General features: G+C 65.0%; 24 protein-coding genes and 1 pseudogene. 11 read left to right on the plus strand and 14 right to left on the minus strand.

All coding sequences use genetic code 11. The annotated features are described in order from the left end of the window. Positions 1–18: 18 nt before the first annotated feature. Positions 19–816, minus strand: coding sequence for a tryptophan synthase subunit alpha (gene trpA / locus MI302_RS08205; RefSeq protein ID WP_019550971.1), 798 nt, complete (start codon positions 814–816; stop codon positions 19–21). Continuing rightward, positions 813–2030: a tryptophan synthase subunit beta gene (gene trpB / locus MI302_RS08210; protein WP_239725429.1), complete on the minus strand. Its 1218-nt coding sequence runs from the start codon at positions 2028–2030 to the stop codon at positions 813–815. The genes trpA and trpB overlap by 4 nt, the downstream gene beginning before the upstream one ends. A gap of 184 nt (positions 2031–2214) precedes the next feature. Here trpB and thyX point away from each other — a divergent pair, with 184 nt between their 5' ends. Beyond that, complete coding sequence (gene thyX / locus MI302_RS08215; protein ID WP_239725432.1) at positions 2215–3015, plus strand: FAD-dependent thymidylate synthase; 801 nt, start codon at positions 2215–2217, stop codon at positions 3013–3015. On the opposite strand, the gene ligA is transcribed toward thyX, so the two are convergent. Next, a complete protein-coding gene (gene ligA / locus MI302_RS08220) occupies positions 3012–5036 on the minus strand; it encodes an NAD-dependent DNA ligase LigA (RefSeq protein ID WP_239725433.1) in 2025 nt (674 codons plus the stop codon). The genes thyX and ligA overlap by 4 nt on opposite strands. A gap of 60 nt (positions 5037–5096) precedes the next feature. On the opposite strand from ligA, the gene MI302_RS08225 reads away from it, so the two are divergent. Both MI302_RS08225 and MI302_RS08230 read left to right on the plus strand, forming a co-directional pair. After that, positions 5097–6221, plus strand: a complete 1125-nt coding sequence (locus MI302_RS08225) for a BMP family protein (protein ID WP_126187183.1) — start codon at positions 5097–5099, stop codon at positions 6219–6221. 72 nt (positions 6222–6293) lie between these two features. Beyond that, a complete protein-coding gene (locus MI302_RS08230) occupies positions 6294–7784 on the plus strand; it encodes an ABC transporter ATP-binding protein (RefSeq protein ID WP_126170232.1) in 1491 nt (496 codons plus the stop codon). Here the strand turns inward: MI302_RS08230 and MI302_RS08235 are convergent. From MI302_RS08235 to MI302_RS08255, 5 genes are read right to left on the minus strand one after another with little or no spacing between them, the layout of a single operon-like run. Next, complete coding sequence (locus MI302_RS08235; RefSeq protein ID WP_019550965.1) at positions 7781–8734, minus strand: hypothetical protein; 954 nt, start codon at positions 8732–8734, stop codon at positions 7781–7783. The genes MI302_RS08230 and MI302_RS08235 overlap by 4 nt on opposite strands. A 12-nt stretch (positions 8735–8746) precedes the next feature. Continuing rightward, complete coding sequence (locus MI302_RS08240) at positions 8747–9604, minus strand: LptA/OstA family protein (RefSeq protein WP_239725434.1); 858 nt, start codon at positions 9602–9604, stop codon at positions 8747–8749. Continuing rightward, on the minus strand, positions 9601–10152 hold the full coding sequence (locus tag MI302_RS08245; RefSeq protein ID WP_370687329.1) for a hypothetical protein: 552 nt from the start codon (positions 10150–10152) through the stop codon (positions 9601–9603). Before MI302_RS08245 ends, MI302_RS08240 begins: the two co-directional genes overlap by 4 nt. 54 nt (positions 10153–10206) lie before the next feature. Beyond that, the gene (locus MI302_RS08250; RefSeq protein ID WP_239725437.1) at positions 10207–11229 is read right to left on the minus strand and encodes a peptidoglycan bridge formation glycyltransferase FemA/FemB family protein; all 1023 of its coding nucleotides are present in this window, start codon (positions 11227–11229) and stop codon (positions 10207–10209) included. Between the two features lie 3 nt (positions 11230–11232). Then, positions 11233–11388, minus strand: a complete 156-nt coding sequence (locus MI302_RS08255) for a hypothetical protein (protein WP_239725438.1) — start codon at positions 11386–11388, stop codon at positions 11233–11235. 60 nt (positions 11389–11448) lie between these two features. On the opposite strand from MI302_RS08255, the gene pheA reads away from it, so the two are divergent. After that, positions 11449–12270, plus strand: a complete 822-nt coding sequence (gene pheA / locus MI302_RS08260; protein WP_172958082.1) for a prephenate dehydratase — start codon at positions 11449–11451, stop codon at positions 12268–12270. Here pheA and MI302_RS08265 read toward each other — a convergent pair. Both MI302_RS08265 and MI302_RS08270 read right to left on the minus strand, forming a co-directional pair. Beyond that, on the minus strand, positions 12267–12899 hold the full coding sequence (locus MI302_RS08265) for a CBS and ACT domain-containing protein (RefSeq protein WP_126201582.1): 633 nt from the start codon (positions 12897–12899) through the stop codon (positions 12267–12269). The two genes, pheA and MI302_RS08265, sit on opposite strands and share 4 nt — an antisense overlap. 84 nt (positions 12900–12983) lie before the next feature. Beyond that, the gene (locus tag MI302_RS08270) at positions 12984–13418 is read right to left on the minus strand and encodes a hypothetical protein (RefSeq protein ID WP_239725440.1); all 435 of its coding nucleotides are present in this window, start codon (positions 13416–13418) and stop codon (positions 12984–12986) included. Positions 13419–13515: 97 nt separating this feature from the next. Between MI302_RS08270 and MI302_RS08275 the strand changes: the two genes are divergently transcribed. The 7 genes and pseudogenes from MI302_RS08275 (at position 13516) to MI302_RS08305 (ending at position 20174) form a co-directional block, all read left to right on the plus strand. Next, the gene (locus tag MI302_RS08275; RefSeq protein WP_239725441.1) at positions 13516–14007 is read left to right on the plus strand and encodes an OmpH family outer membrane protein; all 492 of its coding nucleotides are present in this window, start codon (positions 13516–13518) and stop codon (positions 14005–14007) included. A gap of 79 nt (positions 14008–14086) precedes the next feature. Then, entirely contained in the window at positions 14087–16690 is a 2604-nt protein-coding gene (locus tag MI302_RS08280) for a DNA translocase FtsK (RefSeq protein WP_239725443.1), read from the plus strand. Between the two features lie 22 nt (positions 16691–16712). Further along, positions 16713–17114 (plus strand): S-adenosylmethionine decarboxylase, encoded by a 402-nt coding sequence (gene speD, locus MI302_RS08285; RefSeq protein ID WP_239725444.1) that lies wholly within the window; start codon positions 16713–16715, stop codon positions 17112–17114. A 2-nt stretch (positions 17115–17116) separates the two neighbouring features. Further along, positions 17117–18064 (plus strand): polyamine aminopropyltransferase, encoded by a 948-nt coding sequence (gene speE / locus MI302_RS08290; RefSeq protein ID WP_126169967.1) that lies wholly within the window; start codon positions 17117–17119, stop codon positions 18062–18064. A gap of 65 nt (positions 18065–18129) precedes the next feature. Continuing rightward, positions 18130–18765, plus strand: coding sequence for a DsbA family protein (locus tag MI302_RS08295; protein WP_239725445.1), 636 nt, complete (start codon positions 18130–18132; stop codon positions 18763–18765). Positions 18766–18802: 37 nt separating this feature from the next. Beyond that, positions 18803–19453 (plus strand): annotated as a pseudogene (locus MI302_RS08300) (NAD-binding protein); the annotation flags it as partial. Then, a complete protein-coding gene (locus MI302_RS08305) occupies positions 19440–20174 on the plus strand; it encodes a YebC/PmpR family DNA-binding transcriptional regulator (RefSeq protein WP_239725446.1) in 735 nt (244 codons plus the stop codon). The pseudogene MI302_RS08300 and the gene MI302_RS08305, both read left to right, overlap by 14 nt. 44 nt (positions 20175–20218) lie before the next feature. Here the strand turns inward: MI302_RS08305 and secA are convergent, their stop codons facing one another. The 4 genes from secA to MI302_RS08325 are packed head-to-tail and all read right to left on the minus strand — an operon-like array spanning position 20219 to position 24861. Next, positions 20219–23215, minus strand: a complete 2997-nt coding sequence (gene secA, locus MI302_RS08310) for a preprotein translocase subunit SecA (protein WP_126201094.1) — start codon at positions 23213–23215, stop codon at positions 20219–20221. A gap of 38 nt (positions 23216–23253) precedes the next feature. Then, a complete protein-coding gene (gene tsaD / locus MI302_RS08315; RefSeq protein WP_126170512.1) occupies positions 23254–24225 on the minus strand; it encodes a tRNA (adenosine(37)-N6)-threonylcarbamoyltransferase complex transferase subunit TsaD in 972 nt (323 codons plus the stop codon). 2 nt (positions 24226–24227) lie between these two features. After that, positions 24228–24608, minus strand: a complete 381-nt coding sequence (locus tag MI302_RS08320; RefSeq protein ID WP_126165340.1) for a type II toxin-antitoxin system VapC family toxin — start codon at positions 24606–24608, stop codon at positions 24228–24230. 1 nt (position 24609) lies between these two features. Continuing rightward, positions 24610–24861, minus strand: coding sequence for a ribbon-helix-helix domain-containing protein (locus MI302_RS08325; protein ID WP_126165341.1), 252 nt, complete (start codon positions 24859–24861; stop codon positions 24610–24612). Positions 24862–24915 lie beyond the last annotated feature (54 nt).

The following is a 24915-nucleotide window of genomic DNA, read 5'->3' on the forward strand; positions in this document are numbered from 1 at the left end:
TTTCTTATTAAAACGAAATTAACCTTCTCTCAAGCCGGGGTTGGCCTCGAGGCGCTGGAGGCCCTGGCGGATCTCCTGGAGAAGGGGCGCAAGGGGCCTCCCTTCTTCCAAGGCCCGCACCAAGGCGCTTCCCACCACCACCCCGTCGGCCACCGCCGCCTGGGCCGCGGTTTCCCGCCCCGAAACCCCAAAGCCCACGGCCACGGGCAAGGAGGTTTTGGCCTTGATCCGCCGCACCAGGTCCCGCACCTCGTCGGGCAGGCGCTCCCGCTCCCCGGTGACCCCGGTGACGGAAACCGCATAGATGAACCCGGTGGCGTAGCCCACCACGGTTTCCACCCGCCGATCCGTGGAGGTGGGGGCCAGGAGAAATACCGTTTCCAGGCCGATCTCCTGCGCCAGGCGCACCAGGGAAGGATCCTCATCGGGAGGAAGGTCGGGCAGGATGAGGCCCGTGGCCCCCGCCTGCTTGAAAAGGCTGAAGAACCGCTCCGGCCCCCAGGCCAGCACGGGGTTCAGGTAGGTCATGAGGAAAAGGGGCTTTTCGGTGAGGGCCCGCACCTCCCGGAAGAGCTCCAAAACGCCCTGGACGCTCATCCCCTTCCTCAAGGCCTCCTCGCTGGCCCGCTGGATCACCGGGCCGTCCCCCAGGGGATCGGAGTAGGGGAGGCCAATCTCCAAAAGATCGGCGTAGGGCAGCACCTCCTTCACCGCCTGCAAGAACCCTTCCCGGCTGGGGAAGCCCGCGGTGAGGTAGGGGATTAAGGCGGCCCGGCCCTCGGCCTTGGCCCGAGCGAAGGCTTCCCTAGTAGTCATAGCTCCCCTCCCAGAAGGCGCATCACCTCGGTCACGTCCTTATCTCCCCGGCCCGAGAGGTTGATGACCACGATCTGGTCCTTGTCCATCTCCGGGACCACCTTGGCGGCGTGGGCGATGGCATGGGCGGATTCCAAGGCGGGGATGATCCCCTCGAGGCGGGCGAGGAGCTTGAAGCCCTCGAGGGCCTCCTCATCCGTCACCCCAGCGTACTCGGCGATGCCCTGGTCGGCATAGTAGCTGTGTTCCGGTCCCACCCCGGGGTAGTCCAGCCCGGCGGAAACCGAGTGGGCCGGGGTGATCTGGCCATCGTGGTCGTAGAGGAGGTACATGTAGCTTCCGTGAAGCACCCCCCGCTTTCCCGCCCCGATGCTGGCAGCGTGCCTGCCGGTGGAAAGCCCTTCCCCGGCGGCCTCCACCCCAATGAGCCGGGGGCGCTCCTTCTCGGGAAGGTAGGCAAAGGGAGCGAAGAGGCCGATGGCGTTGGACCCTCCCCCCACGGCGGCGATGAGGACATCGGGGTAGCGGCCAAAAAGCTTGAGGCTTTGCTCCTTCACCTCCTCCCCGATCACGCTTTGGAACTCCCGCACCATCATGGGGTAGGGGTGGGGGCCCACCACCGAGCCCAGGATGTAGAAGGTGGTGCGCACATGGGTGAGCCAGTCCCGGATGGCCTCGTTGGTGGCGTCCTTAAGGGTACGGCTTCCCGCGACCACGGGCCGCACCTCCGCCCCCAGAAGCTTCATGCGGAAGACATTCAGGGCCTGCCGCCTTACATCCTCCTCCCCCATGTAAACCACGCATTCCAGGCCAAAGAGAGCGGCCACCGTGGCCACGGAAACCCCGTGCTGCCCGGCGCCGGTTTCGGCGATGACCCGCTTCTTGCCCATGCGCCGGGCCAGGAGGGCCTGGCCCAGGGTGTTGTTGATCTTGTGGGCCCCGGTGTGCAAAAGGTCCTCCCGCTTCAGGTACACCTGGGCCCCGCCCCAGTACTCGGAAAGCCTCCTGGCGTGGTACAGGGGAGTGGGCCGGCCGGCAAAGGTCTTGAGGTAGTACTCAAGCTCCGCCAAGAATGCCGGGTCCTTCTTGGCCTCCCTGTAGGCGGCCTCCACCTCCTCCAGGGCCGGGATCAAGGTTTCGGGAACGTACCTTCCTCCGTAAGGACCGAAGCGTCCTCGAGGGTCGGGCAGGGGAAAGTCTGGCAACCTCAACATACTCGCTCCGAAAATGGGCGCACTGGCGCCACAAAGCCTATCCATCCTACATGCCGCAAGCCCTTAGAGCCAAGGTCAAGAGGGCCTGTAGCGCCCGTGCCGCCACTTGTAGGCAAAGGGGGTGCGGACCCGCATGAGCTTAGGGTAGATCCCTTTGGGCCAAAGGGCAAGTAGACTCAAGGACATGGAGATTGCGGTTTTAGACAAGGGGTTCGTGCGCCTGGTGGAGGTGATGGGAAGCGATGCCTCCATCGTCCAGGCAGCCAGGGTTTCCTACGGCCCCGGCACCAAGACGGTGCGGGAGGATGCCGCCCTCATCGACTACCTCATGCGCCACCGCCACACCAGCCCCTTTGAGATGGTGGAGTTCAAGTTCCACGTGAAGGCTCCCATCTTCGTGGTGCGCCAGTGGTTCCGCCACCGCACCGCCAGCGTGAACGAGATCTCCGGTCGCTACTCCGTCCTCAAGGAAGAGTTTTACGAGCCACAAGCGTGGCGGAAACAAGCCCGGCGGAACAAGCAAGGCTCCGAGGGGGAGCTTTCCGATGAGGAAGCCTCCCTTCTCCTCAAAGGGGTGGAGCGGGAAGCCTACCAGGCCTACCAAACCCTTCTGGAAAAGGGGATCGCCCGGGAGATGGCCCGCATGGTCCTGCCCCTAAACCTCTACACCGAGTTCTACTGGAAGCAGGACCTCCACAATCTTTTCCACTTCCTGGCCCTGCGCCTGGACCCCCATGCCCAGTGGGAGATAAGGCAGTACGCCAAGGCCATCGCCGAGATCGTCAAGGCCCATGTGCCCCTGGCCTGGCAGAGCTTTGAGGAGCACGTATTAAAGGGAGCCCATCTCTCCCATACGGAGATTAAGGCCCTCCAGGGGCTTCTCACCCCGGAGCTTTACGAAAAGGCCCTGAAAGAGCTTGGTTTGTCCGGTTCCAGGCTCCAGGAGGCCCTGGAAAAGATCTTCCCACGCAGCCACCAGCTCTAGGAAGCTAAGGTTTCCACAGGCTTCCCCGTGCGCTCCTCTATGAGCCTGTACAGCTCCTCCTCCGTCAAGGTGGGCACCCCCAGGGCCCGGGCCTTCTCCAGCTTGCTTCCAGGGTTCTCCCCCACCACCAGGTAGCTGGTCTTGCGGCTCACGGAATCCGTCACCTTGGCCCCCAGGCGCCTCAAGAGGGCCTTCACCTCCTCCCGGGGGCGGGAAAGCTCCCCGGTGATGACGAAGGTAAGGCCCTTTAAAGCCTCTTCCCCCCGTTCCTTGGCCTCCATCTCCACCCCAGCCTCCTTGAGGCGCCTCACCAGGTCCCGGAAGGCAGGGTCCTGCAGGGTTTCGTAAATCCCCCGGGCAGTGAGTTCCCCCACCTCCTCCACCTGGAGGAGTTCCTCCAGGCTGGCCTCGAGGAGGCGGTCCATGGTGCCGAAGTGGGCTGCCAGGTTGCGGGCCAGCACCTCCCCCACCCCCGGCAGTCCCAAGGCGTACAGGAGCCGCTCCAGGCCCCGGGCCTTGCTCTTTTCAATCTGGCGGAGGAGGTTTTGTGCGCTCTTCTTTCCCATGCGCTCAAGGTCCAAAAGGTCCTCCTCCCGAAGCCGATACAAATCGGCCACATCCTTTACCAGGCCCTTTTCCAGAAGCTTCTCTATAAGCTTCTCCCCTAAACCCCCTATGTCCATGGCCTTGCGGGAGGCGTAGTGGCGGATGGCCTCAAAGCGCTTGGCCGGGCACAAGGGATTGGGGCAGCGGTGCACCTTGCCCTCCTTGACCAGGCGGTGGCCGCACTCGGGACAGGTTTCCGGCCAGCGAATGGGCCTCTCCTCCCCGGTCCTCTTCTCCTTCAGGACCCTGAGGACCTCGGGGATCACCCCCCCCGCCTTGTGGACGAGAACCCAGTCCCCAATGCGCACGTCCAGCTCCTCAATGTAGCTTTCATTGTGCAGGGTAACCCGGCTGACCTCGCTTCCCTCAATGAAGACGGGCTCCAGGATGCCCACCGGCGTCACCCTGCCCGTGCGCCCCACCTGGAAGACCACCTGAAGCAGGCGGGTTTCCTTCTCCTCCGCGGGGAACTTGTAGGCGATGGCGAAGCGGGGGGCCCGGGCGGTGTAGCCCAGCTCCCGCCAAAGGGCAAGGTCGTCCAGCTTCACCACCACCCCATCCGCCTCAAAGGGCAGGCTTCGCCGCTCCTTCAGCCAGCCCTGGTAGATCCTTTCCACCCCCTCTGCCCCTTCTGCCCGGGCGAAGCCGTGCTCCACGGGAAACCCCTTCTCCCTAAGCCAGTGAAGGAGGTCCAGCTGGGTCTTGAGCCCGCTTTCCTCCAGGCCGAGGCCCAGGGCGTAGAAGGTGGCCCTGAGGCCCCTCCTTGCGGTGATCCGGGGGTCCTTCTGCCTGAGGGAGCCGGCGGCGGCGTTTCTGGGGTTTTTGAAGATCTTCTCGCCCTTCTCCTCCAGCTCCTCGTTGAGGCGGAGGAAGGCCTCTATGGGCATGTACACCTCGCCCCGGACCTCGAGGCGCTCCGGTACCCCTTTAAGCCTTCGGGGAATGGTGGGGATGGTGAGGAGGTTCTGGGTGACCTCCTCCCCTGTTTCCCCGTCCCCCCGGGTGGCCCCCCATACCAGAATCCCTTCCTCGTAGTAGAGGTTCACGGAAAGGCCATCCACCTTGTGCTCCACCGTGTACACGAAGGGCCCCTTCCTCCCCAAGGCCCGCTCGATCCGCTCCTCAAAGGCCTTGACCTCCTCCAGGGTGAAGGCGTTATCCAGAGAGTACATGCGGGTGGGATGGCGGATGGGGCGGAAGGTGGCCTCGAGGGGCTTAGCCCCCACCTGCTCCGTGGGGGAATCCGGGCTTTTGAGCTCGGGGAAGCGTTCCTCAAGCTCCTTAAGCTCCCGCAAAAGCCGGTCATATTCGGCATCGGAGATCTCCGGGGCATCCAGAACGTAGTAACGGTAGTTGTGGTAGCGGATGAGGTCCCGGAGCTCGTTGATCCGTTTGCGAGCCTCCTCCAGGGTCATGCCTTGAGTTTACCGAACCGGGTATAATGCCCTACGGCGAAATGCCATAGGAGGTGGCAGATGAAACGTATTGTGGCCCTTTTGGCGGTATTGGCCCTAGGTTTGAGCCTGGCCCAGGTGCGCGTGGGGATCGCCTTTGATGCGGGCGGCAAGTTTGACCGCTCCTTCAACCAGTCCGCTTGGGAAGGAGCCCAGAAGGCAGCCAAGGATTTCGGGGTCAAGCTCTTTGACTTTGAGCCCGCCGACCCCTCCCAGGTGGGCCAGGGCATCCGCACCTTCGCCGAGGAGGGCTTTGACCTGGTGATCGGGGTGGGCTTCGCCAACGAGCCCGCCATCACCGCCACCGCCAAGGAGTTCCCCAAGGTGAACTTTGCGGTGATCGACGCCGTTCCCGGAGAGGGCAAGCTGCCCAACGCCGTGGGCCTGGTCTTCCGGGAGCAGGAGGGAAGCTTCCTGGTGGGCTACATCGCCGGCAAGATGAGCCGCACCGGGGTGGTGGGCTTTATCGGCGGCATGGACATCCCCCTCATCCACAAGTTTGAGGCGGGCTTCCGGGCCGGGGCGGAGTACGCCTTCAAGGAGGACAAGATCCAGGGCAAGGTCCTGGTGGGCTACGTGGGCAACACCCCCGCCGCCTGGAACGACCCCGCCAAGGCCAAGGAGATCGCCGCCAGCCAGGTGCGCCAGGGAGCGGATATCATCTACGCCGCCGCGGGCGGTTCCGGCCTAGGTCTCATTGACTACGTGAAGCAGGCCAAGTGCCTCAAGGAGGGCGGGGCCATCCGCTTCGTGCGCAAGGCCGACCCCTACGCCAAGGTGCCCAAGTACGCCGACTACACCAAGGCCTGCGGCACCGACGGCACCAAGGCTACCCCCCTCTTCTTCATCGGCGTGGACGCCAACCAGAACTACCTGGGGGACACCGACAACAACCCCAACACCCTGAACCACGGCCTCACCTCCATGCTGAAGCGGGTGGACGTGGCCACCTACGAGGTCATCAAGAGCGTGGTGCAGAAGGCCTTTAAGGGCGGGGTGCGGGAGTTCGGCCTGGTCAACAACGGGGTGGACTACGCCCTGGACAAGTACAACAAGGCCCTGATCCCCGCTGCGGTGGTGAGCAAGCTGGAGGTTTTGAAGCAACAGATCATCAAGGGCCAGCTCAAGGTGCCTGAAAAGCGCTAAAAGAAGGGCTCTCTAGGCCGGGGGGTTCCCCCGGCCTTTTTGTATACTCCGGGCGTGGAGGCTAGCGGAACCATCGCAAAGGCCCTGGTGCTCAAGGACATCACCAAGCGCTTCCCCCTGGTCCTGGCCAACGACCACATCAGCCTGGACCTGAACTGGGGCGAGGTCCTGGCCCTGGTGGGGGAAAACGGGGCGGGCAAGTCCACCCTGATGAAGATCGTCTATGGGCTACAACCGCCCGACAAGGGGGAGATGTGGGTGGATGGGAAACCCTACCGCCCCAAGAGCCCCCTGGACGCCATCGCCCACGGCATCGGCATGGTGCACCAGCACTTCATGCTGGTGGAACCCTTTACCGTGCTGGAAAACCTGGTCCTGGGCCTGGAGCCAGGAAGCCCCCTCTTCCTCAACCTGGACGAGGCCAGGAAGCGGGCCACCGCCCTCATGGAGGAGCTGGGCTTCCAGGTGCCCCTGGACGAGCGCATAGAAAACCTCCCCGTGGGCTTGCAGCAACGGGTGGAGATCCTCAAGGCCCTTTACCGCCAGGCCAAAATCCTCATCCTGGACGAACCCACCGCCGTCCTAACCCCCCAGGAGGCAGAGGAGCTTTTCCGCTTCCTTAGGGCCTACGTGGCCAAGGGAAACGCCGCCATCTTCATCAGCCACAAGCTGAAGGAGGTGCTTTCCGTGTCCGACCGGGTCACGGTGATCCGGGATGGAAGGGTGGTGGGCACAGTGAAGACCTCGGAAACCTCCTTGGAGGAGCTGGCCCGGATGATGGTGGGCCGGGAGGTGGTCCTGAGGGTAGAAAAGGGCCCTGCCCGGCCCGGCGAGGTGGTGCTGGAGGTGGAGGGCCTCGAGGCGCCCCCCAGGCTAAGGGGGGTGAGCTTCTTCGTGCGGGCTGGGGAGATCGTGGGCATCGCCGGGGTGGAAGGAAACGGCCAGACCGAGCTGGTGGAGGCCCTGGCGGGCCTGCGCAAGTACCGGGGAACGGTGCGCTACCTGGGCCATCCTCTTCCCCACCTGGCCCTCAAGGTACGGGAGGCGGGCGTGAGCCACATCCCCGAGGACCGGCTTGCCCGGGGGCTGGTCCTGGACTTCTCCGTGCGGGAAAACGCCATACTGGGGGACCAGCACCGCCCCCCCTTCCGGGGCTTCCTGGGCTTCCTAGACGGAAAGGCCATGGAGCAGCACGCCCGGACCCTGGTGGAAACCTTTGACGTCCGCCCTCGCTCCACGGACCTCTCCGCCCGGCGCTTCTCCGGGGGGAACCAGCAGAAGATCGTGGTGGGCAGGGAGCTTTTGCGGGGGCCCCGCCTCCTCATCGCCGCCCAGCCCACCCGGGGCGTGGACGTGGGAGCCATAGAGTTTATCCACCAGCGCCTGGTGGAGGCCCGCGACCAGGGCCTGGCGGTGCTTCTGGTTTCCGCCGACCTTTCCGAGGTGATCAGCCTCTCGGACCGCATCCTGGTCATGTACGAGGGACGCATCGTGGGGGAACTCAGCCCGGAAGAAGCCAAGGAAGAGCGCCTGGGCCTTCTGATGGCGGGCGTGCCCGCCTAGTCGCCGCGGAACTCCCCGGCCACCCCGCCCAGGACCACCACCTCCCCGGTCTTCAGGGCGTAGCGCACCCGTTCCCCCCGCACCACACCCCTTTCGTCCCGGCTTTCCACCTTCCCATACAGGAAGGCGTACCCTTCCTTTTCCCGGAGAAGCGCCCGCTCGGCCCTGGTGGTGCGCCCGCCCTGGGTAAGCTCCACCCCTCCGAGAAGCCAAAGCCGGTCCTCATCCAGAAGATAGCGCAAGGAACCCGCCTTGCCCGAAAGGGGTTTTTCCCCTTCGCGGCGCACTTCCAGAGGACCCTCCAATAGGGCCTCCCCGGTGTCGTTTTGGTAGCGGAGCCTCTGCCCCTCCACCCATACCTGCCCCTGGGCCACCGCCACCTTTCCGGGAGCTGGCCTTAGCTCCAGCCGGCCTTCCTCCTCCAGGTACCGGGCCTCTCCCCCGGAGAGGAAGAGCTCCTCCACTCCACCCCGCTCCACCACCGCCAGGGGCCCCCTGGCCTCCACCTCCTCCCCCAGGCGCACCTCCACCCCCTTGGGGTCAAAGAGGACGAGGCGGAGGTAACGCTCCCCCTTCCCTTCGCCAGCCCTTCGCAAACGCATCAGGTAGGGAAGCCCCTCCTGTTCCCAATCGGGGTTATAGGCCACCTCCACCCTTTCCCCCACCTTCAGCCCCTCCTCCACCGCGCTTCCCAGATCCCGGAAGAAGGCTCGGTTCTCCACCTGGACCCTCTCGGGGGAAAGGGCTTGCAGCTCCCCCACCAGGAGGTCCCCGTAGTCCGCGTAGAAGAGGCTTCCCTCCTCCCCCCTCACCCAGGCCACCACCTTCTTCTCCTTGCGGGTGAGCTCCACCTGGGGGTGGAAGACCTCCTGGGCCAGGGCGAGGAGGCAAAGGGCGGCCACCCCAAGGAGGAACCTTAGGGCATGGCGGCAAGGGCGAGAGGGGAGCACCTTAAACCCCGCTTACTTCTCCCCAAGCTTCCTAAACTCCCCCACGGGCAGGCGGAACTCCTTGCCATAAACCCGCACCTGGTGGCGGTTTACATTGTGCTGGAGCGTGTTCCCGGAAAGCCTGAACCCTTCCTTCTTGTTCTCGCTCACCGCCGGCCTGCCCAAAACGATGGCCTCCCCGGTGGTATCGTCGTAGTAGAGGCTCTCCCCCGTGGTGACCAGATCCCCGTCCTGGAGCCGCACCCCCCCGGTGGCGATGAGCTTTTTGGGTCCGATGAGGCTTCGCACCTCCTTGGCCCGGATCACCAGGTCCCCGTCCTTGCGCTTGCGCACCAGGACCACCTCCTTGGAATCGGTGAACACCGCCAGGCCCTTCTCCTCCTCGTAGTAGACAAAGGCGGCCCGCCCCTCCTGGTTCCCGCTTTTAAGAATGGCGTTTTCGCTGCTGGAGGTGTCCGTGTCCACCTGGAAGGTCATGCGGCTGGCCTCCACCTCCACCGGGTCCTCCCCCGGCTTGGGCTCCTGGCGCATACGGGCCGGGCCCAGAAGCTCTCCCTCCCCGGTCTTCTCCCGGTAGACCAGAACCGGCCCCCTGGCCTCCACCCGGCCCCGGCGCACCACCACCCCCCCCTCAAAGCGGGCCTCCCGCTCCCCTTCCGCCTCCTGCATGGTCTTGCCCTTGGGAGCGGTGAGGGTGGCCTTGGAGGAGCGGATCTCCAGGTCCTTCACCCGGCCCCTCACCTCCCCCTCAAAGGTCCAGGGGCCGTAGCGCAGGTCCCCCGAAAGCCGACCCCCTTCCACCTGAATCACCCGGACGCCGGAAGCGGCTAAGGCCAAACCTAACAGGGACAACCAGACCCACCTTCTCATGAGCTACCTCCTTCCACGGTACAAGGACCAAAGGTGCCACCCGCGGGAAACTCAAACCGCGGGCTTTCCGCTTCTATGCGCTCCATGCCGAAATCCGAGCGAAAGCCCTGGGCCTCTCCCCTAAGGTTAGGAGCCTCAATCCGCACCCAGGGGGCGAAAAACCCCTCCTTCTGACGGATGAGGACCTCCCCCCTGCCCGGGGCGGAGAGCTGGAGGCGGAAGCATCCCTTCAGGATCTCCACCCGGGCGAAAGGAGCCCGCAGGTTATCCCCTGGCTCCACCGCCACCTCGGGGGCGAAAAGGCGCAGGTCCAGCCGGTCCTCCACATAGCGTTCCCCCTTAAGCCCCCCCTGGATGCGGAAACCTCCTCCCTCCTCCACCATCTCCTGGGCGGTGAACCGCCACTCCACCGCCTCCTCTTCGGGGAAAAGGTAGAACTCCACCCCCTTAAGGCGCACGCCTTCCGTGGGCAAGGGCCTTGGCGGGGGCCGGAGGAACCAAAAAACCATACCGAAGACGACAACAAGAAGAAGGAGGAGCCGCACCACCTTCCCACCTTACCCAAGGCCCCTTGAGAAAGATGACAAGACCCGCAAGCCCTTTCAGCCCAGGACATCCCGCGGGTTCCCCCGTACCCGCAGGTTCACCCAGGTCTTGCGCAAGCGCAGGAGAAGCTTCAAGGGACGGTAGAGGGGGGAAAGGGGCAGGGTGTAGGCGGGAAAGTGGACGCGCCTACCCCCAAACCCCTCCTTGAACCGCCATATCCCCTCCGCATGGCTGCCCTCCGGGGTCCTGGGCACGCCCCAGAGGTCGTAGATGCGGTAGCCGCGTCCGATCCCATGGCGGATGGCCGCCAGGTGCATGCCCATGGGAGCCTTGGCCTCGGGGTGGGCGCGGCTGCTTCCTCCATAAAGGTAGTCCACCTTGCCGGCGAAGGCCACAAAAAGCCCCGCCGCCAAGGCCTCCCCACCCTTACGGGCCACGGCCAAGAAGGCCTCCCCATAGGGCTGGTTCATCTCCCTGAGCACCGCCTGGTAGTACTCCTTGGCGTGTTGCAGGAGCTTGGCCCGGCGGTTGGTCTCCTCAAAGAGGCGGAAAAACTCGGGAAAGGCCTCCTCCCCCTCCACGCCAAGCTCCGTGCGCTTGAGGGCCAGGCGGGCGTTGCGGCGGTGCATCTCCTTCATCCCCTTAAGGAGGGCTTCTTCCCCTTGGGTGAGGTCCAGCCAGAGGGAGTAGGCGGGCTGGATGGGTTCTTCCGGTAGCAGGCCGGGAAAGCCAGGAACCGGCTCCTCTGCGGGAAGCCCGGCCTCGGGCTCTAGGACCAGGTGGGTACCCCGCACCCCCTGGGCCAGGGCCTTGGCCACCAGGGGGAGGTCCTCGAGGCGGGAAAGGGCAGGTCCCCTAGGGGCATAGGCCAGGCGGAGGCCGCCGGGCAGGGGGCGCAGCAGCACCTGGGCTGCCCCCAGAAGCCCCTCCTTTCCGTAGACCGCAAACCGTCTGGGCACCCAGCCGGAAAGCCGCTTCACCTCCCCCCAGCCCCAGGACTGCAGGGCGCTGGTGATGGGGAGGCTGGAAACCAGCCGGTTCCAGGCCTCAGGATCGGTGATCTCTAAAAGCTCGGCCACCCCCTAAGCGTACAGGGCCTGGGCCAGCTCTTCCAGAAGGCCATTCCCCTCCAGGGGTAGCCGCTTCTCCTCCAGATAGGCCTCCAGGTGGGAAGCCAGGCGGGGGTCCTGCACCCGGGGGATGCGGGGGTCGTCGTCCACCACAAGCAGCCGCGCCACAAGGGCCATGCTAAGGGAAGCGCCTTTCTCCTGTCTACGGGAAGCGGTAGGATGAAGGGCATGAGGATCGCCTTCCAGGGAACGGAAGGAGCCTATAGCGAGGAGGCCCTGCTCAGGAACTTTCCCGGCTCCACCCCCATAGGCTTTCCCACCTTCCACCAGGTCTTCGAGGCGGTGGAAGCAGGCGAAGCGCATCTCGGGGTGGTGCCCGTGGAGAACACCACCGCAGGCAGCATCAACCAGACCTACGACCTGCTTCTGGAAAGCGACCTCCACGTGGTGGGGGAGATCATCCACCGGGTGGAGCACTGCCTCCTCGCTCCCGAAGGCACCGAGCTCAAAGACCTCAAGGCGGTCAAAAGCCACCCCCAGGCCCTGGCCCAGTGCGACGGCTTCCTGGCCCGCATGCGCCTTACTCCCATCCCGGTTTTTGATACGGCAGGGGCAGCCCGGTCCCTGTCGGAGAACCCCGAGCCCGGGGTGGGGGCCATCGCCAGCCGGCGGGCCGCGGAGCTTTACGGCCTAAAGGTGCTGGCGGAAAACATTGAGGATTACCCCCACAACTACACCCGGTTCTTCGTCATCGGGCGGGAGGAAGCCCCTAAGGGGGAAGGCCCCCACAAGACCAGCATCGTCTTCGCCGTGCGCCACCGGCCCGGGGGGCTTCTGGAGGCTCTTTCCGTGTTCGCCGAGGCCGGGGTGAACCTCACCAAGCTGGAGTCCCGGCCCAGGCGCGATAAGCCCTTCAGCTACCTCTTCTACCTGGACCTCGAGGGCCACCTGGAAGACCCCGGTCCCGCCCAGGCCCTTCTGGGCCTTCTCAGGCGGGCCGCCTTCCTCAAGGTCCTGGGCTCCTATCCCGCCTACCGCAACGGCACCTAACCGGGGCGGACGTCCACCACCCTCTCCCCAGCGGCCCTTAACCGGTCGGGAACCCCCTCCACATCCTCACCCACCACCCTGAGGACCAGGCGCTGATAGCCATCCAGATGAGCGGCGGTGGCGATGGAAACGATGTTGGCCGGGGGAACCGCCCGGGCCATCTGGGCCAGGGCCCCGGGCACATCCGGGATGTCCACGGTGATGCGCAAGCCCCCCATCTTAAGCCCCAACACCTCAATAAAGGCCCTCAGGACATCGGTCACGGTGATGATGCCCACCAGTTTCTCCCCATCCATCACCGGAAGGCCGCCAATCTTCTTCTCCTCCATCAAAAGGGCTGCCTTCTCCAGGGGTGCGTCGGCCTCCACGGTGATCACGGGCTTGGCCATGACCTCCTGCACCGTGAGCTTGGAGAGGAGGTAGTTCATCTCCCAAACGGAAAGGGTGGTGGCCTTGGAGGGCATGGCGTCCTTGAGGTCCTTGTCGGTGACCAGCCCAACGAGCTTCCCGCCCTTCACCACTGGCAAGCGCCGGAAGCCCTTGTTCCTCAAAAGATTGATAGCTTCCAGCACCGGGGTATCCGGGGCCACGGTGAGGGGGTCCTTGGTCATCCAGTCCCTGACCAGCATGGCTTCACCTCTGGTTTTCAGTCTACCCCGTGTCAAAAAGAAAAATGTCCCCGCCCAAAGCTGGGCGGGGGATGAGGGATGGCTTTAGCGCAGATTGGCCCCGATTACCGCGCGAGGGAAGCGGCCTCCACCAAAGGCGTAAAAGTACTCCCCGTCCAGGAAGATCCCCGTGTTGGCATCCAGGAGGAACTCCACCCCCAGGGACAGGTGAAGCCCCACCTCGCCCGCGCCGGCAAAGTACCCGGCAAGCCCGCCGCCAAAGTAGGGGCGTATACCCCTAAGGTCCCGGTCCAGCTGGCCCAGGTCCGGCTTGAAGAGAACCTCCCCCGCCGCCAGGAAACTGGGCCCACCAGGAAAGAGATCCACGAAGCCCCGGAAAGCCAGGTTGCGCTCCAAGGGCGCCTCGAGGCCCAGTCCCAGCCCCGCCGGGGGCAGGGAAAGGCGGAAGGAAACCGCCCGCTGGGCAAAAGCCCCCGTGCCCAAAGCCAACAATGCCAAAACCAGAAGCATCTTGCGCATAATCCACCTCCTCCAGGTATGATACCCCTATCCGGGCCCAAGCGAAAGATAGGCTTCTCTCACACACCCTTCACCCTAAGGCCTTAGGCTTTCTCCTATGAAACGCTTTCCCCTAGTGGCCCTTGCCCTGGCCCTCGGTGCCCTCCTCACCCCCATGCTGGCCCAGAACCGAAACGTGGCCACCCGCGTGGGCTTCGTGGACGCCGATGCCCTGGTCCAGGCCCATCCCGACTATAAGAAAGTGCAAGACCTCCAGGCCCAGGCCCGCAAGGAGCTCACCCCTCTGGAGGAGAAGCTCAAACCCCTGGACCAGAAGGTGCGCTCGGGGCAAGCCACCGCCAAGGAGCGCCAGGACTACGAGGCCCTCCTCAAGACCTACCAGGACACCCTGAAGAAATGGCAGGACCGGCAGAACCCGGTGCTCAAGCCCATCCTGGAGGAGGTGGACCAGGCCATCGCCAAGGTGGCCAAGGCCCAGGGCTTCGCCGTGGTCATGAGCCGCCAGGTGGCGGCCCAGTCGGGGCTGGTGGTCTACGCCGACGAGGACACCGACCTCACCCAGGCGGTGATTAAGGAGCTGAAGAAGTAGCCCCTTAACCTCAGGCCCGGGGGAGGTATGCCCCGGGCTTTCCTTTGCCCTTCCATGCCGCCAGGTTATAATCCTTCCGATGGCGAAGCGGAAACCGGCTAGGCCCAGCCGAAACCGCGACCTCGAGGCCCTGGGTACCGTGGCCTTGGGGGCGGGGGTCTTCTTCGCCGCTCCCCTTCTCCCCTTGCCCACAGGGGCCTTCGGGTCCTTCCTCCGGGAAACCTTCTACCAGACGCTGGGCCTACCCGCCTACCTCCTTCCGCCAAGCCTTTTCCTCCTGGGGGCCTTCCTCTTCCGGAACAAACCCCTAAAGCCTCTTCTTCGCCACCTTCTTTTCCTTTACCTCCTGGCCTTCGCCCTCCTTCCCCTCCTGGGGCAACCCCTTTCGGGCCGGATGGGCGAGGAAGTGCGCTCCTTCCTGGAAGCCAAGGCAGGGGCCTTGGGCTTCCTCCTTCCCCCCATCCTGGCCTCCTTGGTCCTGGACCTCTGGCGGCGAAGACCTCCTTTTCACCTCCTCCTCACCGGCCTGCACCTGGGGGTGGAGGGCGTGCGCCGGATCCGCCACCGCCTGAAAGCCCTTCTTCTCAGGCAAAGGATCGGCTTCCTCGCCCGCCTTTACCCTGAACACACCGCCCTAAAGGCCCTGGCGCAGAACCTCTCCCCTGCGGAACTCCCGGGGGTGGAAAAGGCTTTAAGGGAGTTCCTGAAGGAACGGGCCGCCGAGCTGAAGCGGCAGATGGAAGAGGACCAAAGGCCCCTGGAACCCCGGCTCCAAGCCCTCCTCCAAGGCTTGAAAACCCCTGTGCCGGGGGAAGGTCCCCTGCGGGATGCCCTGGAGGAACGGCGGGCAGCCCTTCACCTCGAGGCCCAGGCCCTTTTATCCCGCTTAAAAGCCCTTCTCACCTTTCCTGCGCCGAAGCCCAGCGTGGGAGGCCTGGTCCAGGGCCTAAGGCTTCGGGAAGAGCGCAAGGCCCGTTGGGAGGAGCTTTCCGGTCTGGTCCTGGACCTCGAGGGGCGCTACGAGGAGCTTTCCTCTTGGCTATCCTTCCTCTCCCGGCATCCCGAGGCCCAGGCCGAGGGGCTCAGGGCCCTCCTCACGGGGAACCCCCCGCCCGCTATTTCTCCCCCACCCGCTGCCCCTGAACCGGAACCCTTTGACCTGGACCTGGTCTTCCCCGAACCCTCCCCAGCCCAGGTCCAGCCGGACCCTCCTTCACCGCCCCGCTCCCGTCCCCAGAGCACGGCCCTGGCCCTCCCCACCCCGGACCTCCTGGACCCCCCGGAGCTCAAGGGAACCGCCCGGGGCCTCGAGGAGGAAGCGGAAAGGCTCAAACGCACCATCGCCGACACCCTCAAGCACTTCGGGGTACAGGCGGAGGTGGTGGGCCATGCCCGCGGCCCCTCCGTGATCCGCTACGAGCTTCTGCCTGCCCCCGGGGAAAAGATCAGCCGCATCCAGAGCCTGCAAAACGACCTGGCCCGGGCCCTGGCGGTGGGGGCGGTGCGCATCGAAGCCCCTATTCCCGGGAAGAACACCGTGGGCCTCGAGGTACCAAACCCCAAAAGGGAGCTGGTGCGCTTCTCGGAGGCGGTCCTCTCCCCTGCCTTCCAAAACGCCAAGGCCCTTCTGCCCCTGGTCCTCGGCAAGAGCATCGAGGGGGAGATCTGGGTGAGGGATCTCGCCAAAATGCCCCACCTCCTCATCGCCGGCTCCACGGGGAGCGGCAAGAGCGTGGCCATCAACGTCCTTATCGCAAGCCTCCTCTTTAAACACCTCCCCACCTCCTTGCGCTTCCTCCTCATCGACCCCAAGATGGTGGAGCTCACCCCCTACGAGGGCATCCCCCACCTGGTGCGCCCCGTGGTCACCAGCCCCGAGGAGGCCGCCGGGGTCCTGCAAGGAGCGGTGGCCCACATGGAACGGCGCTACCGCCTCCTAAGCGGGGTGGGGGCCCGCAACCTGGAACAGTACAACGCCAAGATGGAGAAGGAGGGCGGGGAAACCCTTCCCTATCTGGTCATCGTGGTGGACGAGCTGGCCGACCTGATGATGACCGCCCCCAAGGAGGTGGAATCCGCCATTTTGCGCCTGGCCCAGATGGCTCGGGCCACGGGCATGCACCTTATCCTGGCCACCCAGCGGCCCAGCGTGGACATCCTCACCTCCCTCATCAAGGTGAACATCCCCGCCCGCCTGGCCTTTGCCGTGTCCAGCGGCTTTGACTCCCGCACCATCCTGGACACCCAGGGAGCGGAAAAGCTCATCGGCCAGGGGGATGCCCTCTTCTACCAGCCCGGGCTCACCAAGCCCGTGCGCCTGCAGGTACCCTACCTCTCCGAGGAGGAAGTAGGGCGCCTGGCTGGCTTCCTCAGGGGCCAGAGTTACGAGGACCGCTTCGCCGAGGCCTACGGCCAGGACTTTGAGCCCCCCAAGGGGCCGGAGGGCGCGGGCCCCGGCGAGGTGGACTTCTCGGATCCCCTTCTCAAGAAGGCGGCGGAGATCGTGGTGGAGGAGGGCTACGGCTCCGTAAGCCGCCTGCAACGCCGCCTTTCCATCGGCCACGCCCGGGCCGGGAAGCTGATGGATGCCCTCGAGGCCATGGGCATCGTGGGTCCCTCCAAGGGTTCCAAGCCCCGGGAGATCCTCATCAGCAAAGAACAGCTCAAGGACTTCTTCGGGTAAAGGTGTGCTATCATGGTCCTTTGTGGAAACGGTGCCGGGTGGGCGCTGGGTGGCGGAAATTTATGGCTGCGACCTGGATGTCTTGGAAAACCCCAAGATGGTGGAGGCAGCTCTTTTGGATGCGGTCCTACGCCTGGGGGCACCCAAGGACGCGGCCCAGGCCGTGGTGTACAAGTTCCAGCCCCAGGGGCTTTCCGCGGCGGTGGTAAGCCCGGTGGCGGCGGTGATGATCCACACCTGGCCCGAGGACAACGCCTCCGCCACCTTGGACCTCTACTTCTACCGGGACGGGGTAAACCCCGAGGAGGTCCTGAAGGGGCTTTCCCGGGCCTTTGGGGCCAAGGAGGAGTCCGCCTTTCGCTACTGGCGGGGAGGGGAGCACGCTATCCGGCGCCGGAGCCTTGGCGAAAAGAACGGAGGTTAACCATGGACTACGGCATGTACTTCTGTGAGCACATTACCCCCTTTGAGACCATGGTGCGGCGCATGGAAAGGGTCATTGCCTCGGGCCGCACCCAGTACCAGGACTACTTCCTGTTTGAAACCAAAGGCTTTGGCAAGGTACTGGTCCTGGATAAGGATGTCCAGAGCACGGAAAAGGACGAGTACGTTTACCACGAAACCCTGGTCCACCCCGCCATGCTCTCCCACCCCGAGCCCAAGACGGTGCTCATCGTGGGAGGCGGGGAAGGTGCCACCTTAAGGGAGGTCCTCAAGCACCCCACGGTGGAAAAGGCGGTCATGGTGGACATCGACGGGGAGCTGGTGGAGGTGGCCAAGCGCCACATGCCCGAGTGGCACCAGGGAGCCTTCGAGGATCCCCGAACGGTCCTGATCATCGACGATGCCCGGGCTTACCTGGAGCGCACCCAGGACACGTACGACGTCATCATCATCGACCTCACGGACCCCGTGGGGGAGGACAACCCCGCAAGGCTTCTCTACACGGTGGAGTTTTACCGCCTGGTGAAGGCCCACCTGAACCCAGGCGGGGTCATGGGGATGCAGGCGGGGATGATCATGCTCACCCACCACCGGGTGCACCCTGTGGTCCACCGGACGGTGCGGGAGGCCTTCCGCTATGTGCGGAGTTACAAGAACCACATCCCGGGCTTCTTCCTAAACTTCGGCTTCCTCTTGGCCTCCGACGCCTTCGACCCCGCCGCCTTCTCTGAAGGGGTCATCGAGGCCCGCATCCGGGAGCGGCAGCTGGCTTTAAGGCACCTCTCCGCCCCCTACCTCGAGGCCATGTTCGTTTTGCCCAAGGATCTCCAGGAAGCCATAGACAAGGAGACCCTGGTATCCACCGACCAAAACCCCTTCTACGTGACCCCGGAGGGGGAGGCCCGGCAGGCCCCCTACCGGGGCCAGTAAAGCCTTTTTCTGGCCCACCGGGTCGGGCTTGAGGCTTCTCATCCGGGACGTGGTAGAGTAAGCCCATGCAGCGCGCTATAGTTCTCGTAGTGGTGGCCCTGGCCGTTCTCGGCTTGGGCTGGATCCTTTGGGGTCCCAAGGGGAAAGCCGGGCTGGACCCCGCCCAAGGTGCCCGCTTTGCCCTGGGCGACCCCAACGCCCCCGTGGTGGTGGTGGACTTCTCCAACTACCTCTGCCCCCACTGCCAAAACCATGCCCTAAACGTCCTTCCCCGGCTTAAGGCCGAGTACATAGACACCGGTAAGGTGCGCTACCTCTTCCGCGACTTCCCCTTCCCCGGCCAGGCCAACGTGATCCGGGCCAGCGAGGCCGCAGCCTGCGCCGCCGACCAGGGGCGCTACTACGAGTACCACGAGGTCCTCTTCCGGACAGCCTCCAGCTGGGCAAACCTGCAGGGGAGCGTGTTGGACCGTTACCTGGTGGACCTGGCCGGACAGATGGGTATGGACGAAAACGCCTTCTCCCAGTGCTTGGCTTCCGGAAAGCACCGCGAGGGGGTCCTGGCCGACCAGAAGCTGGCCTCGGACCTGGGCCTCACCGGTACCCCCACCTTCTTCATCGCAGGGGAAAAGCGCACGGGCTTCCTGCCCTACGAGGAGTGGAAGACCCTCTTGGACAAGGCCCTGGCGGAAAAGAAGTAAGCCTTTCGGTGTAGGGACAAGGGGGGGTACACCCCCCTTGTCCCATGTGGGTCTGCTACCCATGGAAGCCATGGAAGCCCTCTGGGTGGCCGCTGCCTTCACCCTGGCCCTAGGGGTGGCGCTTTCCATGGCCCTTTCCGCTCCCCTCGCCCGGTATAGCCATAGCCTTTACAAGCGCCTCGAGGCCCGCCTCCTTCCCCTGGAGCGCAAGGTGGCCCACCCCGACCGGGAACCCGAACGCCTGGATGGGGCCACGGTGCTCATCGTGGGCATGGGGCGCACCGGGGGAGCGGTCTACCGCATCCTGGAGGCAAGGGGGGAACGCCCCGTGGGCCTGGACGCCGACCCCGAGAAGGTGGCCCGCCACCAGGCCAAGGGGCGGCGGGTCCTCTACGGGGATGCGGAGGACCCCGAGCTTTGGGAGCGCCTGGACCTTACAGGGCTTAAGGCAGTGGTCCTGGCCCTGCCGGACCTCGAGGCCAAACTCCTGGCCGCCCGCTGGCTTAAGGAGCGGGGCTTCCGGGGTCTGGTGGCCGCCACCAGCTTCTACCCGGAGGAGGACCCGGCCCTTGAGGGGGCGGGGGTTACCCTCCTTTTCCACCCCTTCCGCGAGGCGGGGGAACGCCTGGCGGAGAAGGTGCTGGAAAGGCTGGCTATAATGGGTGGGGTGAGCCATGGCCGGTCATAGCAAGTGGGCACAGATCAAGCGTAAAAAAGCCGCCAACGACCTCAAACGCGGCAAGATCATCTCCAAGCACCTACGGGCCATCCAGGCGGCTGCCCGGGCGGGGGGAAGCCCCTACCCCGAGGCCAACGTCCAGCTTCGCAACGCCATTGAAGCCGCCCGCGCCGACGATGTCCCCATGGAAAACATCGAGCGCCTCCTGCAGAAGCTGCAAGGGGGAGGGGAAGGAGCCGAGCAGTACGAGGAGATCATCTACGAGGGCTACGCCCCGGGCGGGGTGGCCCTTTTGGTCTACGCCCTCACGGAAAACCGCAACCGCACTGCCGGCGAGGTGCGCCACGTCTTCAACAAGTACGGCGGCTCCCTGGGGGCCACGGGCAGCGTGGCCTGGCAGTTTGAGCGCAAAGGCGTGATCGTCTGCCAGAACACCGAGGCCGCCCAGGAGGCAGCCATAGAGCTGGGGGCCTTGGACCTCGAGGAGGAAGGGGAAAGCCTCACCATCTACACCGATCCCGCCGAGGCCTACCGCATGGCCGAGGAACTTAAAAGGCGGGGCATCCCCGTGGAGGCGGTGGAGGTGGTGCAGCATCCCCAGAACACCGTGGCCCTGCCTCCTGAGGAGGCCGCCAAGGTGATGCGCCTGGTGGAAGCCTTGGAGGACCTGGACGACGTGCAGCACGTCTACACCAACCTGGACCCCGCTAGCCTCCAGGTGGAGGCCTAGCCGAACTAGCTTTCCGGCCCGGGGGTAGTCCCGGGCCGGCTTCCTCACTCCTTCTTGCGCTTCTTCTCCTCCCGCATGAGCCTTCGGCGCTCGGCCCGGGAAAGGCCGGGCTGGGGCGGTGGGGTGGTGGGGCGCTTCTTCTCCACGCCGAAGGGCCGGGCCTCCTCCTGGGGAGCGGGCACGGGCACGTAAGGAGCCTCCCGCACCGGGCGCACCGGCTCCGCCTCCACCTTGAGGCGGAAGAGGAACTTGGCCACCTCCCCCTTGATGAAGCCCACCATGTCGTTGAAAAGCCGGGTGGCCTCGATCTTGTACTCCTGGAAGGGGTCCTTCTGACCATAGCCCCGCAGGAAGATGCCCTGGCGGAGCACGTCCAGATTATGCAGGTGCTCCTTCCAGGCGGAATCCACCACGTTGAGGATCACGAAGCGCTCCACCGCCCGCATCAGAGGAGGGGAAAGCTCCTGCTCCCTGGCCTCGTAGGCCTTCAAGGCCGCCTCCACCAGGCGCTCCACGCCTTCTTCGGGCTTTAAGGTGCGAAGCTCCTCAAAGGGGAAGTCCGCAAGCTGGGGCACGGTGTCCAGGAGGGTGGCCTTTAGGGCATCCAGGTCCCAGTCCTCGGGGTGCACCTGGGGATTCAGGATGTTTTCCGCAATCCCCGCCACCGTTTCCTCCACCATGCCCAAGGCCGCCTCCTTCACCTCCTCATCCGTACCCAGAAGGATCAGGCGGCGCTGGGCGTAGATGACCTCCCGCTGGCGGGCCATCACGTCGTCAAACTGCAAAAGCTGCTTGCGGATGGCGAAGTTGCGGTCCTCCACCCGCTTCTGGGCCCGCTCGATGGAACGGGTCACCATGGGGTGCTCTATGGGCTCGGAATCGTCAAAGCCCATGCGGTCCAGCATGGCGATGACCCGGTCTGAGGCGAAAAGGCGCATGAGGTCGTCGTCAAAGCTCACGTAGAAGCGGCTTCCCCCCGGGTCCCCCTGGCGCCCGGCCCGGCCCCGAAGCTGGTTGTCGATGCGGCGGGACTCGTGCCGCTCGGTGCCCAAAATGAAAAGCCCTCCCAGTTGCCGCACCCGTTCCTCGTCCGCCTTGCACTCCTCCCGGATCTGGCGGATCTTTTCCTGAAGCTCTTCCTTGATCCCCAGCTCCTGGGCCAGGGCCCGGGCCTCCTCCTCCTGGCCCGCCACCATCTTCTTGATGAAGAGCTCCACCTTCCACTCGTACCGGTCAAAGCCCTCCTTCTCCAATAGGGCTGCCGCCAGGTACTCGGGGTTCCCCCCCAGCTTGATGTCCGTGCCCCGGCCCGCCATGTTGGTGGCGATGGTGACCGTCTTGCTCCGGCCCGCCTGCGCCACGATCTCCGCCTCCTTGGCGTGGTGCTTGGCGTTCAGGACCTGGTGGGGAATGCCCTGGCGCAGGATGCCCAGGGTATGCACCGCCCGCTTTAAACCCTCCCAGGCAGCGCGCAGGTTGCCCTTCGGGGGAATGAGGCCCTCAAAGGCTGCAAGGTCCTCATCCTTAAGCTGGGTGGGCTTTTCCAGCAGCTTCCTTAGGCGCTCCCATTCCTCCCCCTGCTGCTTCTGGCTGGCCTTCTTGAAAAGCTCCAGGCGCATCTCCAGCCGGGGCAGAAAGAGGCGGGGCTCCTTGAGCATCTGGGAAAGCCTTTCGGACTTCTCGATGCTGATGGTGCCCACCAGGACCGGCTGGCCCCGTTCGTACTTCTCGGCGATCTCCTCCACCACCGCATAGAACTTTCCCTTTTCCGTCCGGTAGACCACGTCGGGGAAGTCCTGCCGGATCATGGGGCGGTTGGTGGGCACCACCACCACGTCCATGCCGTAGATCTCCTGGAACTCCTTCTCCTCGGTCTTGGCGGTGCCGGTCATCCCGGCCCGCTTCTCGTAGAGGCGGAAGAAGTTCTGGTAGGTGATGGTGGCCAGGGTCTGGTTCTCCCGCTCAATCTTGACCCCCTCCTTGGCCTCAATGGCCTGGTGGAGGCCTTCCCCGTAGCGCCGCCCTGGCATCAGGCGGCCCGTGAACTCGTCCACGATGATGACCTGGCCATCCTGGACGATGTAGTCCCGGTCCCGGTGGTAAAGCTCCTTGGCCCGGATGGCCTGGATGAGCATGTGGGCGAGCTCCATGTTCTCGGGGCTAAAGAGCCCCTCTACCCCAAGGAGTTTTTCCGCCTTGGCAATGCCCTGGAGGGTGAGGTGCACGGAGCGGTTCTTCTCCTCAATGGTGTAGTCCCCCGTGGGCTCCTTGCGCACTCCGGGCTCCGGGGGAAGGCCTCGCTCCAGCTTCTTGGCGATCTCCGCCATCTTGTAGTAGAGGTCCGTGGCCTTCTCCGCCGGGCCGGAGATGATCAAAGGGGTGCGGGCCTCGTCGATGAGGATGGAGTCCACCTCGTCGATGATGGCGTAGTGCAAGGGAGTGTCGTGGCGAAGCACCAGCTGGTCGGGGCTAATGGCCATGTTGTCCCGGAGGTAGTCAAAGCCCAGCTCGGAGTTGGTCACGTAGGTGACGTCGGCCAGGTAGGCCTTGCGGCGCTCCTCGGGGGTGGAGCTGTGCTGGATGACCCCCACCGTGAGGCCCAGGCCCCGGTACACGGGCCCCATCCACTCGGCGTCGCGGCGGGCCAGGTAGTCGTTCACCGTGACCACGTGGACACCCTTACCCCTTAGGGCATTCAGGGCCACGGCCAGGGTGGCCACCAGGGTCTTGCCCTCCCCGGTCTTCATCTCCGCGATCTTGCCCTCGTGGAGCACCGCCCCGCCGATGAGCTGCACGTCAAAGTGGCGCATGCCCAAATAGCGCTTGGCGGACTCGCGGGTCAAGGCGAAGGCCATGGGGAGAAGCTCCTCCAAGCTTGCCCCCTTCTCGTGCTTGTCCTTAAGCTCGGCGTAGGCCGCGGCCAGGTCAGCGATCTTCTCCACCTCCGGCTCCAGCCGGTTGGTGGGCTCCACCACTTGCTTGTAGTAGCGGGCAATCTCCCGCTCGTTGTTGTCAAAAAGCTTCCGTATGAGGCCCAGCATCCTAAGGCCGATTGTACCCCTACAGGATGAGAAAGCCTTCAGGCCTCCTCGAGGGGCCAGTAGGCGGTGGCCCCAAGCGACAGGGGGCTAGGGGGAAAGCCTGCTTCGTAACGGCGCCAGGCGGCCAAGGCCACCATGGCCCCGTTGTCCTGGGAAAGGCCCCTGGGGGGGAAGTACACGGTGAGCCCCGCTTCCTGGAAGCGAGCCTGCAAGGCCCGGTTGGCGGCCACCCCTCCCGCCACCAGAAGCACCCGGTGGCCCGTGTCCTGGGCAGCCCGGATGACCACCTGGGCCAGGTGCTCCACCGCCGCCTCCTGAAACCCCCTGGCCAAGGCCGGGGCGGGATGCCCAGCCTCCACCAGCTGCACCGCCTTGGTCTTGAGGCCGGAGAAGCTGAACTCATACCCCTTCTGGTCCTTGAGGGGGACGGGGAAGGGCACCTTCTCCCTGGCCTCCTGGGCCAGGCGCTCGATCTCGGGTCCCCCGGGAAAGCCCAGGCCGAGAAGCCTCGCCACCTTGTCAAAGGCCTCCCCGGCGGCATCATCCCGGGTAGCCCCGAGAAGCCGGTAGCGGCCCAGGGCCTCCACCGCGAAAAGGTGGGTGTGCCCACCCGAGGCCACCAGGGCCAAGAAAGGGGGGTTCAGGCCAGGAGGCCAGGCAGCGGCGATGTGGGCCTCGAGGTGATGGATGGCATAGAAGGGCTTCCTCAAAGCCCAGGCCAGGCCCTTGGCGAAGGTGTACCCCACCAGCAGGGCCCCGATGAGCCCAGGGCCACGGGTGGCCGCCACCAAGGAAAGATCCTTGGGCCCTATCCCCGCCTCGGCCAGGGCCTTTTCCGCAAGAGGGCGGATGACCTTCAGGTGCTCCCGGCTGGCCAGCTCGGGCACCACCCCGCCGAAAGCCTGGTGCAGGGCCACCTGGCTGGCCACCAGGTTCACCACCACTTCCCCGTCCTTCACCAGGCCCACCCCTGTGTCGTCGCAGGAGGTGTCAATGCCCAAAATCCACATGGTTACGCCTCCCTAGGGTCCACAACCGGGCCTGGGTAGTGGCGGGCATTGGAGCTCACCAGGACCAGACCATGCACTTCCGCTACCGCCCATTGCAGCAGGTCCACCAGAGGGAGTCGGGTTCCCTGGAGCCTACGCTCCCAAAAAAGCCTGGCAGCCCTCTCCGCCACAGGGAAATCCAAAGCCACGAAACCCAGTTCCTGAAGAAGCCGGCGTGGGGCCTCCAAGCGGGCTTCCGGCACACCCGCCAACACCTCCGCCACCGTGATGGGCGTAACCCACAGGGTAGCCCCCTGGGCCACGGTCTGCTGAATCCAGGCCACCACCTTAGGATGGCCCCGCAAGAGGTCTATGACCACGGTGCTGTCCAGGAGATAACGCATCCTAGTGGAGCCCTGCCTCTTCCCTTAAAGTCCGAACATAGTCCAGAACATCCTCCGTCGTAGCCCAGTGAGGAGCCTCTTCGGAGCCCACGGAGCCCGCCACCTCTTCCACCAAGGAGAGAAGCCGCTCCCGCTTCAGGTAGGCCTCGAGGGCCTCCGCCACCACCTCGCTTCGGGAACGCCCCTTCCGCTCCTCGTCCAGGCGCTTTACAAGCTCTTCCGGAAGCCTCAAGTGCACCAGCACCCCGGGCATGGTATCACCTCCTGTTACTCTAGCAGATACCCTCAAGAAGGGACTAGGCTAAGG

Origin of the sequence: Thermus sp. NEB1569, from assembly GCF_022385295.1 — a bacterium.
Taxonomy (GTDB): Bacteria; Deinococcota; Deinococci; order Deinococcales; family Thermaceae; genus Thermus; species Thermus scotoductus.

Coding starts and splice junctions, on each gene's coding strand:
- MI302_RS08325 (WP_126165341.1), bottom strand. CDS start 24,861: ATGCCCGGGGTGCTGGTGCACTTGAGGCTTCCGGAAGAGCTTGTAAAG.
- trpA (WP_019550971.1), bottom strand. CDS start 816: ATGACTACTAGGGAAGCCTTCGCTCGGGCCAAGGCCGAGGGCCGGGCC.
- MI302_RS08270 (WP_239725440.1), bottom strand. CDS start 13,418: ATGCGCAAGATGCTTCTGGTTTTGGCATTGTTGGCTTTGGGCACGGGG.
- MI302_RS08280 (WP_239725443.1), top strand. CDS start 14,087: ATGGCGAAGCGGAAACCGGCTAGGCCCAGCCGAAACCGCGACCTCGAG.
- MI302_RS08265 (WP_126201582.1), bottom strand. CDS start 12,899: ATGCTGGTCAGGGACTGGATGACCAAGGACCCCCTCACCGTGGCCCCG.
- MI302_RS08305 (WP_239725446.1), top strand. CDS start 19,440: ATGGCCGGTCATAGCAAGTGGGCACAGATCAAGCGTAAAAAAGCCGCC.
- tsaD (WP_126170512.1), bottom strand. CDS start 24,225: ATGTGGATTTTGGGCATTGACACCTCCTGCGACGACACAGGGGTGGGC.
- secA (WP_126201094.1), bottom strand. CDS start 23,215: ATGCTGGGCCTCATACGGAAGCTTTTTGACAACAACGAGCGGGAGATT.
- ligA (WP_239725433.1), bottom strand. CDS start 5,036: ATGACCCTGGAGGAGGCTCGCAAACGGATCAACGAGCTCCGGGACCTC.
- speE (WP_126169967.1), top strand. CDS start 17,117: ATGGACTACGGCATGTACTTCTGTGAGCACATTACCCCCTTTGAGACC.
- thyX (WP_239725432.1), top strand. CDS start 2,215: ATGGAGATTGCGGTTTTAGACAAGGGGTTCGTGCGCCTGGTGGAGGTG.
- MI302_RS08275 (WP_239725441.1), top strand. CDS start 13,516: ATGAAACGCTTTCCCCTAGTGGCCCTTGCCCTGGCCCTCGGTGCCCTC.
- MI302_RS08240 (WP_239725434.1), bottom strand. CDS start 9,604: ATGAGAAGGTGGGTCTGGTTGTCCCTGTTAGGTTTGGCCTTAGCCGCT.
- MI302_RS08295 (WP_239725445.1), top strand. CDS start 18,130: ATGCAGCGCGCTATAGTTCTCGTAGTGGTGGCCCTGGCCGTTCTCGGC.
- MI302_RS08320 (WP_126165340.1), bottom strand. CDS start 24,608: ATGCGTTATCTCCTGGACAGCACCGTGGTCATAGACCTCTTGCGGGGC.
- MI302_RS08225 (WP_126187183.1), top strand. CDS start 5,097: ATGAAACGTATTGTGGCCCTTTTGGCGGTATTGGCCCTAGGTTTGAGC.
- trpB (WP_239725429.1), bottom strand. CDS start 2,030: ATGTTGAGGTTGCCAGACTTTCCCCTGCCCGACCCTCGAGGACGCTTC.
- pheA (WP_172958082.1), top strand. CDS start 11,449: ATGAGGATCGCCTTCCAGGGAACGGAAGGAGCCTATAGCGAGGAGGCC.